This window comes from Pseudoalteromonas ardens (assembly GCF_030125445.1).
Classification (GTDB): domain Bacteria; phylum Pseudomonadota; class Gammaproteobacteria; order Enterobacterales; family Alteromonadaceae; genus Pseudoalteromonas; species Pseudoalteromonas ardens.
The window spans coordinates 454,259-471,838 of record NZ_JASJUV010000002.1 but is presented as its reverse complement, the minus strand read 5'-3'; the positions used below and the strand labels follow the sequence as shown (position 1 = coordinate 471,838).

12 protein-coding genes are annotated in these 17,580 nt (G+C 47.0%); 5 read left to right on the top strand and 7 right to left on the bottom strand.

Translation table 11 applies throughout. From position 1 onward, the window contains the following. Window positions 1–89 precede the first annotated feature (89 nt). Window positions 90–1,160, bottom strand: coding sequence for an esterase-like activity of phytase family protein (locus QNM19_RS07030; protein WP_284026526.1), 1,071 nt, complete (start codon window positions 1,158–1,160; stop codon window positions 90–92). A gap of 325 nt (window positions 1,161–1,485) precedes the next feature. On the opposite strand from QNM19_RS07030, the gene QNM19_RS07025 reads away from it, so the two are divergent. From QNM19_RS07025 to QNM19_RS07015, 3 genes are all read left to right on the top strand, one after another. Continuing rightward, window positions 1,486–2,280 carry an MBL fold metallo-hydrolase gene (locus QNM19_RS07025; RefSeq protein ID WP_284026525.1) on the top strand — a complete coding sequence of 265 codons (795 nt, stop codon included), beginning with the start codon at window positions 1,486–1,488 and terminating at the stop codon, window positions 2,278–2,280. Window positions 2,281–2,373: 93 nt separating this feature from the next. Next, window positions 2,374–3,402, top strand: a complete 1,029-nt coding sequence (locus QNM19_RS07020) for a helix-turn-helix domain-containing protein (protein WP_284026524.1) — start codon at window positions 2,374–2,376, stop codon at window positions 3,400–3,402. An 81-nt stretch (window positions 3,403–3,483) separates the two neighbouring features. Further along, window positions 3,484–4,593: a nuclear transport factor 2 family protein gene (locus tag QNM19_RS07015; protein WP_284026523.1), complete on the top strand. Its 1,110-nt coding sequence runs from the start codon at window positions 3,484–3,486 to the stop codon at window positions 4,591–4,593. Window positions 4,594–4,705: 112 nt separating this feature from the next. Here the strand turns inward: QNM19_RS07015 and QNM19_RS07010 are convergent, their stop codons facing one another. Then, on the bottom strand, window positions 4,706–5,452 hold the full coding sequence (locus QNM19_RS07010) for a hypothetical protein (RefSeq protein WP_049865283.1): 747 nt from the start codon (window positions 5,450–5,452) through the stop codon (window positions 4,706–4,708). Window positions 5,453–5,866: 414 nt separating this feature from the next. Here QNM19_RS07010 and QNM19_RS07005 point away from each other — a divergent pair, with 414 nt between their 5' ends. Together QNM19_RS07005 and QNM19_RS07000 are read left to right on the top strand one after the other, a co-directional pair. Continuing rightward, entirely contained in the window at window positions 5,867–6,859 is a 993-nt protein-coding gene (locus QNM19_RS07005) for a CHAT domain-containing protein (RefSeq protein WP_049865282.1), read from the top strand. Between the two features lie 65 nt (window positions 6,860–6,924). Continuing rightward, window positions 6,925–7,272, top strand: a complete 348-nt coding sequence (locus tag QNM19_RS07000; protein ID WP_049865281.1) for an Mpo1-like protein — start codon at window positions 6,925–6,927, stop codon at window positions 7,270–7,272. A gap of 78 nt (window positions 7,273–7,350) precedes the next feature. Here the strand turns inward: QNM19_RS07000 and QNM19_RS06995 are convergent, their stop codons facing one another. The 5 genes from QNM19_RS06995 to QNM19_RS06975 form a co-directional block, all read right to left on the bottom strand. Then, window positions 7,351–8,652 carry a peroxidase, FMP-type gene (locus QNM19_RS06995; RefSeq protein ID WP_049865280.1) on the bottom strand — a complete coding sequence of 434 codons (1,302 nt, stop codon included), beginning with the start codon at window positions 8,650–8,652 and terminating at the stop codon, window positions 7,351–7,353. A 219-nt stretch (window positions 8,653–8,871) separates the two neighbouring features. After that, entirely contained in the window at window positions 8,872–15,480 is a 6,609-nt protein-coding gene (locus QNM19_RS06990; protein ID WP_284026522.1) for a LamG-like jellyroll fold domain-containing protein, read from the bottom strand. A 170-nt stretch (window positions 15,481–15,650) separates the two neighbouring features. Then, window positions 15,651–16,022: a hypothetical protein gene (locus QNM19_RS06985; RefSeq protein ID WP_049865277.1), complete on the bottom strand. Its 372-nt coding sequence runs from the start codon at window positions 16,020–16,022 to the stop codon at window positions 15,651–15,653. Window positions 16,023–16,044: 22 nt separating this feature from the next. Continuing rightward, window positions 16,045–16,329, bottom strand: a complete 285-nt coding sequence (locus QNM19_RS06980; RefSeq protein WP_049865276.1) for a hypothetical protein — start codon at window positions 16,327–16,329, stop codon at window positions 16,045–16,047. A gap of 289 nt (window positions 16,330–16,618) precedes the next feature. Then, window positions 16,619–17,527, bottom strand: a complete 909-nt coding sequence (locus QNM19_RS06975; protein WP_049865275.1) for a LysR family transcriptional regulator — start codon at window positions 17,525–17,527, stop codon at window positions 16,619–16,621. Window positions 17,528–17,580: the final 53 nt, after the last annotated feature.

Sequence of the window (17,580 nt, the reverse complement as noted above, 5' to 3'; positions counted from 1 at the left end):
CCGTTTGCCGGGGCTTTTTTATCCATAAAGCCGTGTCATACTCAGATTTTCAAAGGGCAAAGATTAGTGCATTTATTTTTCTGACGCCTTTATTTACCTGTTTTAACCTCGAACAACAGGATCTGACTCAGCTGCTTGCCATGTACGTTGAAATTATCATCAGACACCATGAGCAGACTTATATTGCCATTGGCAAGCCGGGGACCAAAAGTCATGCCCTCCAGATTATCAATGTGTTTCGAGCCCAGTTGTTGTTTAATGCTGGCCATGTCTAATAGCAAAGTTTTATGAGCAGGGCGAACGGATTGCTGGTTGAGCGAGGCCACCTGACTTGTATCGGTTACATTTTTTAAATCAACGAGGTAGATGCTGACGTCGTTCCCGCCATCTGCTATACCCGCCGTGTATGAACGCTCCATGGTGAGCAGTTGGTGTTCATTTACCTGTAATATCTCGACCAGACCGGTAGTGCGAAACGCATCGGGTTTTGCCTCTGGGCGATTCACCATAGGTTCAAGGTAGTAGGCGAACTGTTTTTGCATACTCTTTGAGGCAAAATCAAAATAGGAGATGCGGACCAGGCTACCGTGCTCAATATTGGATTCTTCACCATCTTGCTTGAGTGCACCTTCCGCAGACACCCAAATACCTTTGCCTGAGTGTGCGACAGTGAGTCCTTCGAAGACGGCATTATGTCTTGGCCCGCTTGTTTTGCTGATCTCGAACATTTTTGGCAGTGTAAAGTTAACCAGACCTTGTTCAGTCTGCATGAAGATAGCCGGTGCATGCTTATATTTAATGCTGCCTTCGCTGGTCCAAATAATGTCCTTGCCATTCGGCGCTATTCGAAGGCTTTCGGGATCTACAACACCTGAACGGGTTTGTTTGTTTACCAACGGCAGGGATTTTTCGAACTGAACCTGTTCAATTTTTTGACCTTTAATCGCTATATTTGCCTGGAAATAGCGTGGCTTTTTAGAATCATCGGCGATTAATAAATAGCGTCCATTGGTGTATTCAATGCTAGATAACCCACCGACTTTGTCTCCGTCGACGCGTAGATCAGCCGGGACAATAAATTCATCTAAAAACTCGAGCTGCATAGTGGCTGAGTTTGCGAAAAAAGGGGCCAGTAAGGTTAAGAATAGACAACTGCGCATAAGGATCTTTACTTCAAATATTCAGGACAGAATAATATACGCAGGTAATATGAAGTTTGCATCACATTGAGCTTAAAAAGTGCAGAAGATAAAAACACTACTTAAAATTAAATGTTAATTAATAGGTGTTTGTTATTGAGTAAGTGTTTCAGTGTTTGTCCCAACACAGTTATAGGCTCATTCACTGACAGCCTGATACTCGAGTGTTAAGCCCCGGTCATTGTTTAAACTAGTGCTTGCTATATAACACCCTGTTCTATTAATGTCTTAGACGTATCAGGGTAGACCGCTCAATTATAAAAACAAAAATAACTAAGGAGTTGTGATGAGCATATTCAAAACGTTATTAGCCATGGCGTTGCTCTTACTGAGCTGCGCTGCGGTCAGTGCCAGTATTCAGGTGCAGGCTGTGTCGCCGCACTTGCATATTCTGACCGGGAAAGACTACGGTACTAATATCGGTCTTGTTGAGACACCCAGTGGTTTGGTTTTAATTGACCCTATGCCAGGTGAGCAATATTTGGCAGCACTGGAAAAAGCCATTCAGGCCATCAACCGAAAGCCCGTTACACATGTTTTTAATACCCATGCCCATACAGATCATACCGGTGGTAATGCCTATTTTATTAGCCGGGGTGCGCAACTTGTGACGGGAGAGATGAGGCAGTTTGGTCTGTTTCACCATGCCGTGAAGTCTCATACCACCACAGATAACATCTACTATCACAAGCCGAGCAATGCCATATTTGTCGGCGATGTGTTCGATACTAGCTGGCATCCTACCTTTTATGCAGGCGGTGTTGCAGGCTTTAACAATGCGATAGACACAGTTTTAAGAATTGGCGATGAGCAGAGCCTGGTGGTTCCGGGGCATGGGGTTGCTACGGATAAAGCCTCGCTGCGAAGGTTCAGAAAAAACACCCTCGAATGGGTGGATACCATCCGTTTACTGAGCATGCAAGGACTAAGCATAGAGCAGATTATGACAAACAAAAAGGTGATTGATCTTGTTGAGCGGTTTAATCTCTCGGGTAAATCACCATTTTTGCCACAAAAAGCCTATCAGCGGTTTATAGAGAGAACCATTCAGGTCATTGAACGTGAGCGCGGCTCTGTCTAGCGCACTGATTGTTGTGACTCAAAGAAGAGCATCCTTGGCGTTGTCTGGTTGATATGCGATAGTGGCAGGGTCTGTGGCCTAATAATCATAACAATGGAATTCTCACGCTACTTTTTGTTCTTCTTTGCCTCGCTGGGTGCATTTAACGGAGTTTTACTTGCCGCATGGATTTATCACAAGCGACGCGAGATAACGGGGGCACCCTGGTTATCCCTGCTATTGCTGATGCTGAGTATTCGTATCGGCAAATCGATTGCTTTTTATTTTAGCCCCGGGCTCAGTAAAGACATTTTACAACTGGGGCTCAGTGCATGCTGCCTGATTGGTCCGAGCTTGTTTTCTTTTTGTGTGCGTAACTTAAATCCGAACAAAAACAGCCCAATATTGCGATGGCATTTTGCAGTCTGGTTGCTCGTGGTTGTCTTCACTGGTGCAGTCTATCCCTATCATAGCAATCTGGAACTCTGGCAAACCTGGATATACAGAGGTTCAGGTTATGCCTGGTTTGGGTATTTAATAGCGGCAAGTTGGTTGTATCGGCATAAATTGGTTGCCTTATGGTCAAGACAAAGCACACCAAACTGGCGTGATCTGCCCGTTGTTGTATTAGGTGGCGGCTGGCTGATCTGGCTTGCTTACTATACAGCGGCGTACACGTCTTACATCATGGGGGCATTGTCATTTTCCATGGTGTTGTATCTGAGTATCGTGGTCTATTCGGGGGGAGGCCGAACAAAAGAGAAGTACGCTGCGCAGACGATATCACCGCAGCAGAGCCATGAACTATCAACCAAATTAACTCAACTGTTCGACGACGAGTTGTTGTTTACCGACCCTGGTATGTCATTACCCAGATTGGCCAAGCGTTTGGGAGTCAGTCACACCAAGTTGTCACAATTTTTAAACCAGCATTATGGTTGTAACTTTAATCAATTTATTAATCGTTACAGGGTACAGCATGCTCAGTCACTTTTGCTGCAAGAGCAAAGCCTGACGATGGAACACCTTGCGGAATTATGTGGTTTCAATGCCAGCTCGACATTCTACACCGCATTTAAGAAATACGCAGGTCAAACCCCGAGTCAGTTTCGTGCGCAACAGACTCGCAAATTATCAAGCTGAATACCTAAATTATAATTCAGGAGCTTGTTTTATAAGGTTATGTTTTAAGGTGAGGTGAAATTCGTTAACCGGAGAAACACCATGAAAACCTGTCTTAAATACGTCCTGATTTTGCTATGTTTGATAAGCTCTGGACATAGTCTGGCGTCGGATAAAGCGGGTGTCTTACATGCTTTAAATGACTACTTACAGGGGACACGCGAGAGTGACCCTGCGCGGATCAAAAACGCATTTCATCCGCAAGCACAGTTGTTGCTGTCCCATGATACTAAACCATTCTGGACGGTGACAGCCGGGCAGTATGCAAACTGGTTTAATCGTCAAAGTGATAAACAACGCCGGGGGAAGGTACTCTCGCTGACAATCGACGGTGACATTGCCATGGCGCGGCTAAAAATCACCGTAGCGCCTCCTTACAAGGCATATGTCGATCATATCCTGCTAAAGCAGATAGCTGGGAAATGGCAGATCGTCAGTAAAACCGCAACGGATCAAAGTACTCAGCATAAAAATAAAAAAATCCTCTTTATTGCATCGAGTGCAAGCTTTCACGGTGACACAGAACTGCCGGCCGGAACCAGCTTTTCTGAGCTTGTGTATGCCTATGACACGTTTATCAAAGCCGGATATGCGGTGGATTTTATGAGTACCCGAGGGGGAGCATTGAGCCTGGCGTACGTGAATACGTCTGTGCCGATCCACAAACAGTATTTGTACGACCCTGAATTCATGTATGCAATTGGTCACAGCCTGGCACCGGAGCAGGTCGATGCGTCACAATATCATGCTGTGCATTATGTTGGAGGAAGCAATGCCATGTACGAAGTTGCTGAGCACCCTCAGATCCAGGCGATTGCGATGGCGGTGTACGAGCAAAATAATGGCATTATTTCCGCGGTCTGCCATGGCACCGCTGGTATTGTGAATTTAAAACTGAAGTCGGGTGCGTATTTGGTGGCCAATAAACGTGTTAGTGGCTATCCGGAATCTTTTGAGCGACAGGGCGCACCGTATCTTAAGGCGTTCCCATTCTTTATCGGTGAGCGAGTAAAGGCCAGAGGAGGCGAGTTTTTACATGGTGAAAGGAACAAACCATTTGTTGAAATCGACGGCAGATTGATCACCGGACAAAACTATTTGTCTTCAGTGGCGGTGGCTGAGGCCATGATAGAGGTGTTAGATAAGCGTTAGGGTGGTAACACGGTGGCGGGGCAGTGAACTGGCCGTGTCAGGTGGGAAAGGGAAAATGCTTGCCGCTTTTAAAGTAGAGGCAATTAATTGCCTCTACGCAAAGATGAGCAAATTAGTTATTTTGCTCTTGCCACTTCAGTAACAGTGAAAGTGTTAAACCGCCGACCTGACCGGCTTCATTCAGGCCATAATGGGTCATGGCTGCGTGTCTGAATGCGTTTGAGACTGATGTCAGATACTCTTTCACGCCGTCCTGACAAGCTTCACGGTAATCGCCTTCTGTTGAGCACTGGTTGTAATACTGCTCGATATTGGGAATATAGTGGGCAGCAAAGTGATCAGAGAGGTCGCCGATATAGGCGTCGATCAGAGGCTTGGAAGTTTGCTCCACAGCATCAAGTGTGGCGGTGTCATCCCAGCAGCGCGACCATACCTGAGGGTGTGCAGCTTCTTTCTCTTCTAACGTAGCAATGATGTCAGTAACACGGTGCTGAAGTCTGAGCATTGAACGGGCATCGTCAAAAGCTGCGCAGTTTTGTGGTGAATTTACTGCCTTCTGAACACTGGATTCAAGTAGTTGATTAAAGCTGATGCGAGCCGGCTCAAAATCTTGCGCCAGGTTGCGCCAAAGTGGTAAAACCACTCCCAGTCGGTAGCCATAGAAATCGTAGTCTACTGCAACCCCTTTTTTCACCAGCCAGTGAACATTGTCCAGTGTTTCCTGGTAGTGCCCGGAGTCGTACAGGTAAAACGTGTCGTCCAGTTTGGTTTGAAGTTCAGGGTCTAAATTACTGGCGTGAGAGGAAAAACAGAAAGTGCCAGAAACCAGAAGGGCGGTGGAAATTAAAAGTTGTTTCATTTTACTCTACTCCTTAGGAAAAAATGAATTGTCTGTGGCTCTGAATTAAAAGCCACGGGTTAGTTTTTAATACTGCCCGATTGAGCAGTCGCCATTTATAAGCAGTATGCATGCCAAAATAGTAATTTATTACTTGTTTATTTTTCCTTGCTCATTAAATGTTCGTATTTTTAGGCTGGTTGATCGTATTCAGCAACGCGCAGGGCGTTTTTTTACCCGGTTAACATGGATAATAGGAGTCGCTGTAGACCTGAAATGGTGCTTCTATACGGACAAGTCGTTAAAGGCTGCGCTTAGTAGGTAAAAAAGTTTGCTGTGATGAACAATAAAGCGTGTTGGGCTGAGGGACTGGTTTGGTGAGCTTAACGCAGTCATAGAGTCAGTTAGCAAAAATATGAACAAGGGAGACGAAATATGATCAGGATGATACTGCTGACAGTGACGCTCCTGTATAGTTGTATGTTTATGCAAATTGCAAGGGCAGAAAATAGCGATGTGCTTTATGTTCGGATTACTCAGACGCCGGCTGTCGTGTCTGTTGTTGCCACTTTGGGTTCCAAGCAAAAGCGTTTCCGAGTACCTCACCCTGTCAATAGCATACATTCAGACTTTAAAACCCTGTGGAAAAAGCTGGACGAGTGGGAAGTTACTGCTCAGGACGTAGCACAGCTTAATCGGTATGAGGAGGGGTTGTTGCGCCCGATGGCCCATTTGCTGGACCAAGCGGAGCAAATTCACTTTGTACTTGATCAGACCACTATTGATTACGCATTGGGCTTGATCCCATACAGAAACAAGCCGTTGTTTCTTCAGTATCCAATCTCCTATAGTCTAAACGACGTGTCTGTGACAGCTGATGGGTTTTACTCTGCCAGCTGGCGTGGACTATCTATTGCTGATCCCACAGCAGATCCAGACAATGCCAGCGCTTTGTTACCCGAATTTTTCCCAAAAAGTCGCAGTTATCAGATGGCAGATGTTAGTTTGTCGCAGTTTAAAGCGTTCAGAAAACAGGACGTTTTATTGCTGAGTTTGCATGGCGTCAGAGACCAGCTGAACGGGGCGATGGACTTTAATGCAGCGACGCTGACTGACCGAGACTTAAAACACTTTGGTGCTCAGTTAATTTATCTGGATTCCTGCCAAATGGGGAGCGCCTATAATTTCATTCAGACGCTGCGAGCTTACGACAATCGCTTTTTGATTGCACCGCTTTTTAGTAACGAAGCGGGAGACTCTTCCAGTGCTACTATTCAAGGGTTTTTCTCACAGCTTAAATTGGGTCACTCACCGGCCCAGGCTATGTACCAGGTTCGTCGCCAGTTATTTGAGCGTTATCGAAAATCGGACGGGGTGAATGCGGCTTACTGGAAGGCATTTCCATTTCGGGTTTATCAACAGCTATAACGAGAAAGAACGATGCTAGCGAGATAGTTTCGTTTTATTAAATGACGATAAAAACAAGGACAAGTATGAAAATCAAAGCGCTTTTAGCCTGGCAATGGCAAGGATATGAGACATTTCACCAGTCGACGATCAATTTATGGCTACATATCGTCGCGGTACCGCTGTTTATTTTGGGTTTTGCACTGTGCTTTGCGGCGCTGTTTTTTCTCAATATAACACTGTTCGGTAGTGCTACATTGTTGATGGTGGGATCTCTGATTGCACAAGGAATAGGTCATAAAGAAGAGGCCTTGCCTCCGGCGCCATTTACGGGTGCGCTCAATGCAGTGTTGCGGATCATTCTGGAGCAAGTTTACACATTTCCAAAGTTTGTCCTGACCGGGGGCTGGTATGCAGCGCTTAAGGGTAAATAAGGTTATATGATGCAAGTGATGTAGCGCGAATGCTGTCGCCGTCTCAGGCTTGCAGAAATCGCGCTCAATCAGGTTATGTTATTTGGCTTTGTGGTTCATGTGATGCACCTGTGCTTTGGGTTTGGTCACAGGCTCTTCCTCTTCTTCCTCCGGCAACTCGATGGCGTCATAACGTTCATTTTCTGGAATATCTTCCAGACGCCTTAAAGTATTGACCTGAATATGCGGCCACTGTGTGGTTTCGCCACTGGCACCAAACATAAATTCAAAATCTACGATTTGCTCATACTGTAATTGATCGATGATTTTGTCCTTACCTGCTTCGTCCTGAATGATGATCTGTTCGAGCCACATGCGATGGCGCATGCGAACCACACGGCAGTAGCGCTCAATCATGACATTGTTTACGGTAGCGCCTTGCACTCCGGTATCATGCTGGCTGTCTAACTCGATCAGATCATAGCTTTTGAAGTTTAAGTCCTCATTGAACTCTGAAAGTAACAGGTTTGGCTGAACAGTGTAGGGGAACTTAGCGCCATACTGATCGTAATTAAAAATATTCAGGAAATAGGCGCGTGCACTGTTGACGCCCTGATGTGCTTCAGGCTGACCAGGGTAGTCTCTTTGCTCGTCCCGTGGCAGGTTTGTCCAGAATGGCTTTTTCAGGCTACCCGGGATCAGGTCGCGCTCGGGATCTATACCCATGGTGGGAGAAATCGACAGGTAGGGTTGCTCCCACAGTTTTGCAATTTCCGGTCTTTCGGGTGCATCTGGGGTTTTTTCCTTGTCAAAGTTGGTTACGCTACCCGTCAGGTGGATCGTGGTGCCATGGGGGATCACGCCTGAGCGAGAGATAGAGTGGGGCGGCACAAATTGGGGGCCTTGCTCGCCTGGACCAATTACGGGCACACCACCATCCTCTGCAACCGTTTCAACGGTTGAGGGACGAGAAAACATGGTACGCGGGTTCTGGTATTGGCCATTTTCTTCCCACGGCATAGTGTTATCACCCAGCCACAGGTACATTCCATTCTCAAAGTGTTGCAGGTCGCCGTTGTTATCTATGATGGCCGTTTCATATTTGACCGGACCATTAAATTGCTCATTTGATCCTGCACGGTTACGAACTGGCGCGTTTACTTTTGTAAAGGTTAACTGTTCGCGGTATTGCTGTGATTTGAAATGAAAAACCCCAAATACGGTTTCTGAAGAAGTGCCGGGAGAGGGCATGGGGGTCGTATGCAGCCCTTTGGGGCCGCCTTTCCAGTTCACCCAGGTACCGTGCAGTTTATCGAGTACGCCAAATTGCGGCACTGTGGGTTCATTGTCTTTTAGTTCCGGGTATGGGCGAACGGATGATTGTGGTGTCTTGCTAGTCATTGCTTGTTCCTTGTTTTGGTCTTTTGTAGTGGTTAAAGCACTAAAAAGATGCTGCAAATTAACGGTGTTAGGTAGCTATGGTTTAACTGTCTGACAGCTATAGCAAAATCATGGACCAAAATAGGCGGGGTAACCATTACGGTTTATTACAGGGAGGGTTCTGAAGGCTGAAATGAATGATGATGACAGTATTTAGTCATCATCATTCACTCATTTGGGTTATTGTTGTGCAGTGCTGATCAGTTGTCCATTGGCAAAACCAGTGACAAAGAACTCCAGTGTATCCAGTTGCAGTTGATTGAACGTGTCAATATCCTTCGGATCTTTGCTGTCTATAAAAGCTTGCCACCAGGGAAGGTAATTTGACAGTACAGATTGACCCTTACCCGGCTTAAATACTTGCATGATGGCTTTACCTAAATTGACCTTAGTTGGTAACTGTGTACCAAGCTCGGTTTGAACCAAAGCAATTAACAGTTGGTTGTCTTCAACAGAAATGGCCTGGTTGACCACAGGCCCGACCGTTTGATCAACCGAGTTATTTGCATGAGGCGGAACCCGGCTTACGTAGGTCGTGCGATAAAGCACTCGCCAGGCCTTGTTGTTTTTAATCATTGCACTGCGAAGCGCGATGGCATTGGGGTCGTTGCTAAATCGGTACCAATTGTCATCGATCACAGTATCGAGCAATGCCTCAGAGTTGTCTGTCGAAGGGGCCAAATAGTAAGACATGAAACGATAAGCATTGACCTTACCGGGGCAGGCTTGAGCAGAATAAGCGCCCGAACCATTATCGGCATCAGGTTCCCAGCCTTGCAGTGTCGGGTCGCCCGTGACGGAGGCTTCCAAACCAAAGCCCCGGGATTCAGAGCGGGATTTTGTGACACTGACATTGATTTGGCTGCCGAACAGTGAGTCGATACTAGAATATACGCCAATGAAAAACGCGGTTTCCATTTCTGCACTAGGGCCGGCAGCAAACGTCAGGTTGTAAGCGCCGCTAAAGCTGGCCTGTGTTCTGGCCATGGCTTGATTCTCTTCTTTATAAAGCCCGCCATCGGCCGTCCAAACATACTTGTTAACCAGGCTTTGTCGCGCATAGTCTTCATCAAAGTTGTATGCCTGTATCGCTTTGGCTGGACTGAGGTTGGTGTCTTTTGAACGACCTTGTTTTGAAGCATTAAATTGTTCGAATACCAGCTCTGCATCTTTGGTTTGTTTGTCAATTTTGTTTTTTAGCACATAGGCTTCACTGGTATTGAAATAACTCCCTCGCTGAAAGTCTGCATTGGGATAATCCGGATCATTGACCAGGCCTACTTTACCATCCAATGTCCCATTTTTAATATATTTGGGGTTGATTGGGAAGGTAATGATGTTCTCATCCGGGGGAATCTCAGTGTTTGGAACAACAACCTTGCCAGCCATTTCTCCGGAGGACTCAATTTGCAGGCTATAAAGGTCTGCCGTAAGTGATACTACCAGTGCATAGCCTGTATTGTCAGGCAGGAAACGCCTGCCCACTTGTGGGTTGAGATAGTCATCATTGTTAAGCTGTTTCGGCTCCCAGTTGCCCCGCAGGGAAAGTTGGTTTGTTATGCTGGTAGATAAACCGGTACTCAGCACCGAGCCGGATGTCTCTCCGTCCTGATGTTCAACACTGACTTTGGCCCCAACCTTGTAGGTGTTGTTGAATGTCTGATCCTCTATTTGAAAGAAGGGGGTACCAGTCCCAATACTTGTTTTAGTTTGACCAAACACCCCAGTATTGGTTGTAAAGCTCTGTAGTTGAGTTGTTTCATAGTCGCTGTACTCAAATTGGTATTCGACGTCTTTGCTTTCGCTCAGGGCGATAGAGCTGGCACCAAAGTATTCATGATAACTGGTGGCGCTGTCATAATACGGACGTGTGAGGTTTTCGCTGGGTACCGGGGGAGCGCCTTCGATAAAACCGATCAGGGTTGGCGACGTTTGTACTTGCCCAATATAAACCATATTCAGGTTACCAACCTTGAAGTTAGGTAAAATCGTCAAACTTTCATCGACATAGGCGTATTCCCGTTGCATTACTGACACCAGCCCACCGAGTGTCGTTGTGAGTGTGCTGGTATATTCTGCAACTGCGGGGGTCCCTTCAACTGGCTCCTGAAAGTCCGTGATATGATCAGAGTAAATGTTTCTTACCATTGGTGCTTCATTGGCAACGGGGGCTGTTGAGGGGGCGAACTTAGGTTGCGGGTCACCGACGAGCGAGCCATTGTTACCATGACCTGAGTCGTCTCTGGCAGTGCCATTGAATGGCCAGTAACCAATGAGTTCTTTGCTACTGCCAACGACAGGGCTGTGACAGGCGCTGTTGATTTCAGCTTGCGATTTGGCAACCGACCAAACCCTGAGCTCCTGGATTTTCCCCTCATATTGAGCCTCAAAGTGGTCGTCTTCAGTCAAGTAAGCACCAAAAGTTAACCGGCTTAATTGATCACAATAGCCGCTGATATCGCTTGCTTTGGCAGAGCTATATTGTCCAACCTCATAGCCATTCACATAACAGGTTGTTTTAGAGAGCGGCGTATAAAGTACCCATAGATTGGCACTGCTCAGCCTGGCATTATTTCCGGAAACTTTGTCTTTGGCTTCGAGACCACTTTGTTCACCAAACCACCATGCTGAAATAACCCCGGCATCTTCACCTTCCGGGTCAACACGTGTCATTGAGTTCAAAACATGTGATTGCTCTACGTGTCTGGACCAAATCCTGATGCCGGTTAAGACTGCTGAGATATACCGCTGTGATTCGATTGCCTCAGTAGGCGTGGTATTACCTGTATAGGACTGCAGGCCGATACAAAATTCAGCATCAGAAGTGTTGACCGAGATGGTCGCATTATCAAACCACTCTGTTGTCGCTGATCCTGCTTCTTCGCCATTTATATAGAGGGTTAAAACCCCTTTGGTTTTATTAATGTGGGTTGAATCATCGATTTTTGTGTCATTTTTGAAGGTACCGAAGACGTGGTAAGGCGTATCGTGCTTGAGTGTCTGAGTGGCAACAACACTATATATTGTTGGTGTGTAGCTAACGATAAACCCATTGCTATATTCAGGCCTTAGTAAAACCAACTCCATAGCCAGCTGGTTTTGCTCATTGATGTAAAACCGATAGCTACGGTTGTCTAGTTCGGAGCCCCACTTGGATAAAATGACACCATCATTGTCGACAAGTTGCGGAAGTAAAATAAATGCTTCCAGGCTGCCTTCCACACTCAAATTCAGCGTATCGGAAGTACCACAGGTGGCATACTGTAGTGGCACGTTCTTTGTACTGTCATGGGCGTTGTTGAGATAAACTGCCGTGCCGGATTGGTAGGTGGCTGCAATATGGTTCCAATAATTGCTCCGTAGAAACCCGTGTCCGATCAGTGGGGCTGTACCGCCAATACCTGCAAGTACACTTAAAAAAACACCATCGATGTTTGAGCTCACTGGCTGGTTGTTAATCATTAGCTTGCCATCAGGCGCTCGCACTGTGTTGTCACAGAGGTTGATGATAGGTTCTCCATCTTCTGCCTTTTCTGTTAATTGCCAGTATCCGGCAAGCCCCGGTTCGTTGCCTGATAAACTCATTTGCATTGAGCGCCCAATTTGAACCTGGTTCCGAGCAGATAGCCAAAAACGCATTTCATTGAAGCTGCCAATCATAGTGCGGTCTTTTTGCGCATCAGTACCGATGAAAAGCAGGGGCTCCTCAGTATTGTCTGCCAGTAATAAATCGTTGCTTTGATGAACGAGAATCTTGTTTACATAGAGGCTGAATTGCCACTTACCCGCGATCTTTTTACCTGTGAACGCAATGTGCTGCCAAATATCAGCCTGCAATGCCAGGTCTTTCACTGTCGTCGTCACCGGATCATAATTGTCATTCATATAATCAAATGTCAGCTGTCTGACGCTGTTTAATCCGAGCATTAATAAGGGGGCAGTTGGATCTGATGGAAGCTGGACAGTAATGATACTGCCGATAGCATTCTCTGGCGCTGGGTTGTCGGCAGGCTTAATCCAGCACTCATAAGTAAACGCTGATTTTGGGAGAAACACAGAGTCAGCCTCAAAGCGGATCTGAGACCCCGTAAAATCAGAGGCTGAAGTAGACTTATGAAAATCCAGCGCAGGCTTGCCAATGGTGCCAAACAGACAGCTTGGTTCGACGCCTCCTGGTGTGCTTGCCTTACCGTTATTAAAATTGGCAACCTGAGCAGGCGTGCCTGAAGCCGGGTTAACCCAGCTTTCGATGGTCCAGCCGCGTTGAGGGTTAAGTACGTCGAGTGCTTTGTTGTTATTGCTTACTGAGATGGCATTTCCTTTGCTCACTGTTACAGCTTCCGGTGTTGGCTGCCATACCCATGCACCATTAACGGCTGACTTGGATGCAACTCCTGAGCCGCTCTCCAGCTGACCATTGAGCCCATTATTGGGTTCAGACATGATCACTGCGGTTGCAGCAACCAAGTGATTTGGACTGTTGACTTCACCCGTGCCCAGCTGATGACGCTGGAAAATACTTGCAGTTGTATCTGCGACGGCCAGGCACCCTGAGTCCTGGACGTTGACAACAGGTTCAAACAGTAAATTACCAGCTCTAAGGTCCAGATTTTTTTGTTGCAACTGACTGATCACGTTGGCGTTGACCGGATCTGGTGACGCAAAACTAAACAACGCTGCAGCAGAGGAGTCATTCAAAATCGCATCAATAAATCCCTGCTGTTCAATGGGCACGTTCATGACGGATATTTGTTTGCCAGACGCTGGCACGATTGTAACGCAACAGGTCTGTTGGTTATTGGGATCGATTTCTACGCCCATGGTTAGTGCCTGGTTTGCACCAAACACTATGGTACCCGCTTGTGTCGCGATACCGTAAAGCAGGCTGTCGTTTTTGGTAACCGAATAGTCGTAAGTCGACTTTGCAGCATCTCCGCGAAGTATCACGGCAGCCTGGTTGGGCTCTGCGCGCAATCCAGGCCAGTGCAGCGTGATAGTCTGAGACGCGCTCTCTGCCGTTAACCTGACCGACAGATTGATACAATCCGCACTGTCGCAGTGCGACACCGACACTGTGTCTAAGCGAATATCGGGCCTTTGAGATACCAGGCGTAAATAGCCACTTGGAAGGTTCGCATCACCCAGTGGCAAGTTTGCGCTATAACGCTGTCCCTGGTAATCAAAGTAGGGGGCCTGGCCGCTTCTTACTTTGGGGTCACTCGGATCAGACGCTGCATTACCTGCTAAAATGTCCGCGCACTGTTTTAGGTCTCGGGGAATACCAAGCCAGGACTCTTCGGCAATTTTGGTATCTTTACCATAATCGACATGAATGTCACAAAATAACTCAATGCTGTCGCTGATGGCTATCGTCATATCATTCATCGTTGAGCCCGCTCTGTTTGATATGAAGCGCAGCGTTCCGCTTTGCTCACCGGCTTTCCAGCTCTGATCTATATAAAAGCGGGTGGTCTTGGGGTTGTATTGAGCAACCAGGAATGCGGTCTGTCCTGCTTTATCGGGTTTGCCAGGGTAATAACAATGGATTAGGCCATCAGCGCTATCTAATAGCGAGGGAGAACTTGATGGGCAGACCTGACCAAGTGCGACGGTCGATACGGTAGCGCCCTGGTAAGCATGTACAGCGTTATCGGGAACAACATAATATTGTTCTTCAGGAGAAGATGAGTTTACAGGACGAGGGTCACGCAAAGGAGTGAAGTTGCCGTCTTTGTATGTCCCATCTATCACCGGGCTGACTAACCCTTCCGCGCGGGCGATTCTGCCATCGGGCTTGATCGAAAAATCATATACACACAGGCCATCACCGGTATCACTATCAGCTTTGCCAATGCCAATAGTCAGCATCAAGCGCCCCGCACGTTTGAAAGAGCGGATCGGGCTTTGCGGGTTGTCCGCAGGCTCTCTGTCATAAAAAACCGTAGCCGAAATACCCCCACAGCATGTTTTAGGGTCTGGCTTGCCATTTTCGTCGTGTAAGGTCGGTGTTATCTCAAATGGTTGTTCGATGCCACTGCCATAGTCGAACAACCCCTCCTCGGATTGGGCGAATGAGTGCACGGTGACTGCTTTTTTATCGTTGTTTACTGAGAATATGTACCAGCGACCAACTTCCACTTTAGACGTGGGCAGCAGTACGACGCTAAACTGACCTGCGGTTAACCCGTTGATACCACTTAATTCCAGTGAAGGTTCTACAAAGGGAAGCTGATCCATGTCTCGATAGCCATGGGTGTCAATTTCTGAAGCAGGTGTATCCTTTTTGCGACTTCTTCTGTATCTGACTTCCCACTTTGGTTGTAATCTTATTTCAGGGGCCAGATCTTGCTCTTCAGACGTTGCATCTTGAGCTGTTTGTTCAACAACGACGAGTCGATTGATGAGCAACGTGCCTGCTGAGGTCAACCGGAATATTGCGATAAAATCTTTGCCAACGGTGACCGAAAATGGGGCATCTGCAGCTGTTGGATGAGCGGCCTGAGCCGGCACTGTGATTAGGTCCATCCCAGTCGCACGCAATAGTCCCGACAGATTGGAACCTGCAACGCCCGGCTCCAATGACAGTGAGCACCACTCGCTCCAAAGTGCGAACTCGGTGGAAGCGCCGGCTGTTTCCCGGCGCACACGATAGTAGATTGTTTCAGTATTACTGCCTTCGGGACGAGCGAAAACAAAGACCCTGTTGTTCATAACAACAGACACGGGGTCTATCAGTTTTAGGGTGGTATCTGTGCTATCAGAAATAGCAAGGAAAGATTGATTGAACATAAGTAATCCTTGTACGAACATCTATTTTGCCCGCAATTTAAAAGCTGATTGGTTGGCTTGCATTACTGCGGTATCAGGCCTAAAAATCCTGATACCGCAATTTAAGAACTGGCGCAGTGCGCATTGTATGGTGTCAACCTGTAGGCGAGGCTGAGCGGTGGCTTAAAGCGCTAGCGAGATACTGTAATGGTCCCGGAAGGGCTTTTGCCATCAGTTGAAAAGTCATCGATGCTGATTTTGTAGCGGCCCGCCTTTGATCCTTCTGCGGTGCAGTGAAGGTAATTATCGCTGTTACCGTAGGGCACACTAAATCGGATCATAAAAGTGGTGCCATCGGGTATGCCATATTTGATATAGCCTTCAGGGCCGATCATTGCGCAGTCTTTACTTTCCGCCTTGGCTGCGGTGTCATTAAAGCCAGGCGCCAAAGACTCTTTAGGGTATTTGCTCCATTTACCGTCGGACAGGTTGGCGTCGTTGAGCGTCATGGTGTCATTTAGATCATTTTTAATCTTGATGGTTGCGGTACATGCGTTTCCCATGATTTTTTCTCCTTGAGTGAATTTACTTGGCTAAAGAGCGGCTAATGAGGTGAATGCGTTGGAATGAATGTCCCCAATAATAGGTTTCTAATCCAACAGGCACTTCAGCGTACTCTACAAGAAGAGAGTTTTCCTGAGGGTCATAGGTGAGGTTAAGCTCTGTGTTATCACCCGTGACACTGCTGGTTGGTACATCGTTATCATCTTGTCTTGTGACAGTGCAGCCATCTGCCTGGCTCAGGTGAACAAGCAACGCGTCATAGCACTGTGCCGAGACATCGTAGTATTTGATTTTTGGATTTTTCATTTGAATCTCTCCATTTCGTGGTGGTTATAGGCGAAAGCCTTATCACTAGCGTGTGATTCACTCGGATTCAGGCTGACCTGAAATCTATAATCAGTATGCAAAGTCAGCTGTGAAAAAAACATTACATTTTATTACGCACAACGGTGGGGGTTATCAGGTCATGCAGTGTTTAGCCCCACAAAGGTGTTGGGGCGGTTGAGCTTTTTTTACGACGGTTCGGGCAAGGTGGTTTTATGTATATTAATCAGCCAGGTAAATGAGATTTGTACAAAAGCGGGCAAGATTTTATTTATCCTTGCTTAGCGACTTTGGCAATTTCCTGGCGAAGCCATCGATTTGCCTGATCGTCTTTATTGCGGATATCCCAGTACATTTTCATTGAAAAAGCGGGCACCAACAGAGGCGGTTCGAACTCAGCAATATTGAATTTGGAGCGAATGGCAGCCACAAATTTGCGTGGTGCTGTAAAGATGGCATCACTGGTTTCAACTATATATGGGGCGCTGGAGAAGTTAGCGACTTTGTATTGGACTTTTCGGGTGTGTCCTAACTTGTCCAGCGCATCATCCACGGTACCCCGAATGTCTTTCCCTGTGCCTGCCAGAATATGCGGGTAGCGACAAAAACTTGCTAAATCGAGTGCAGAATCCAGACAGGGATGATCATGTCTGACGACCGACACATAATCGTCTTTGTATAAGGTGGTTACCATCAGAGCAGGGTGACTGGACTCGATCACGCTGATTGAGAAGTCGACTTCGCCACTTTCTATTTGACTGGCAAAACCGCGCTTATCGAGTTTGGCAAAGACCACCTGAATATTCGGCGCGACTTTGCTCAGATGTGGGATCAGAAGCGGCGCCAGTGACTGCTCGACCAGGTCGCTGGTGGCGATAAAAAATGTGCGACTTGAGTGCGCTGGCTCAAACTGTTCCTGGGTGAGGATATGACGTTCAAAGTCATTCAGCCAGCGATTGAGCTGAGATTGCAGATATTCCGCACGAGGTGTCAGGATCAACTTATTACCCTGACGGATCACCAGTGAATCATTAAAACTGTGGCGTAGTTTTTTCAGGGTGTGGCTGACAGCAGACTGCGTCAGACCCGCTCGCTCTCCAGCCCGTGTCAGGTTTTTTGTTTCAAAAATCAGCTGCAGCAGGCGCAGCTGATTCAGCTCGATATCTGAAATGTTACTCATGCTCATCTCTTTGGGTATTAATCATGTTCATGACTATATTAGAGCAATTAATT

What these genes read in the sequence shown, in the direction of transcription:
- QNM19_RS07030 (WP_284026526.1), bottom strand. Translation starts at nt 1,160, where the DNA reads ATGCGCAGTTGTCTATTCTTAACCTTACTGGCCCCTTTTTTCGCAAAC.
- QNM19_RS07025 (WP_284026525.1), top strand. Translation starts at nt 1,486, where the DNA reads ATGAGCATATTCAAAACGTTATTAGCCATGGCGTTGCTCTTACTGAGC.
- QNM19_RS07020 (WP_284026524.1), top strand. Translation starts at nt 2,374, where the DNA reads ATGGAATTCTCACGCTACTTTTTGTTCTTCTTTGCCTCGCTGGGTGCA.
- QNM19_RS07015 (WP_284026523.1), top strand. Translation starts at nt 3,484, where the DNA reads ATGAAAACCTGTCTTAAATACGTCCTGATTTTGCTATGTTTGATAAGC.
- QNM19_RS07010 (WP_049865283.1), bottom strand. Translation starts at nt 5,452, where the DNA reads ATGAAACAACTTTTAATTTCCACCGCCCTTCTGGTTTCTGGCACTTTC.
- QNM19_RS07005 (WP_049865282.1), top strand. Translation starts at nt 5,867, where the DNA reads ATGATCAGGATGATACTGCTGACAGTGACGCTCCTGTATAGTTGTATG.
- QNM19_RS07000 (WP_049865281.1), top strand. Translation starts at nt 6,925, where the DNA reads ATGAAAATCAAAGCGCTTTTAGCCTGGCAATGGCAAGGATATGAGACA.
- QNM19_RS06995 (WP_049865280.1), bottom strand. Translation starts at nt 8,652, where the DNA reads ATGACTAGCAAGACACCACAATCATCCGTTCGCCCATACCCGGAACTA.
- QNM19_RS06990 (WP_284026522.1), bottom strand. Translation starts at nt 15,480, where the DNA reads ATGTTCAATCAATCTTTCCTTGCTATTTCTGATAGCACAGATACCACC.
- QNM19_RS06985 (WP_049865277.1), bottom strand. Translation starts at nt 16,022, where the DNA reads ATGGGAAACGCATGTACCGCAACCATCAAGATTAAAAATGATCTAAAT.
- QNM19_RS06980 (WP_049865276.1), bottom strand. Translation starts at nt 16,329, where the DNA reads ATGAAAAATCCAAAAATCAAATACTACGATGTCTCGGCACAGTGCTAT.
- QNM19_RS06975 (WP_049865275.1), bottom strand. Translation starts at nt 17,527, where the DNA reads ATGAGTAACATTTCAGATATCGAGCTGAATCAGCTGCGCCTGCTGCAG.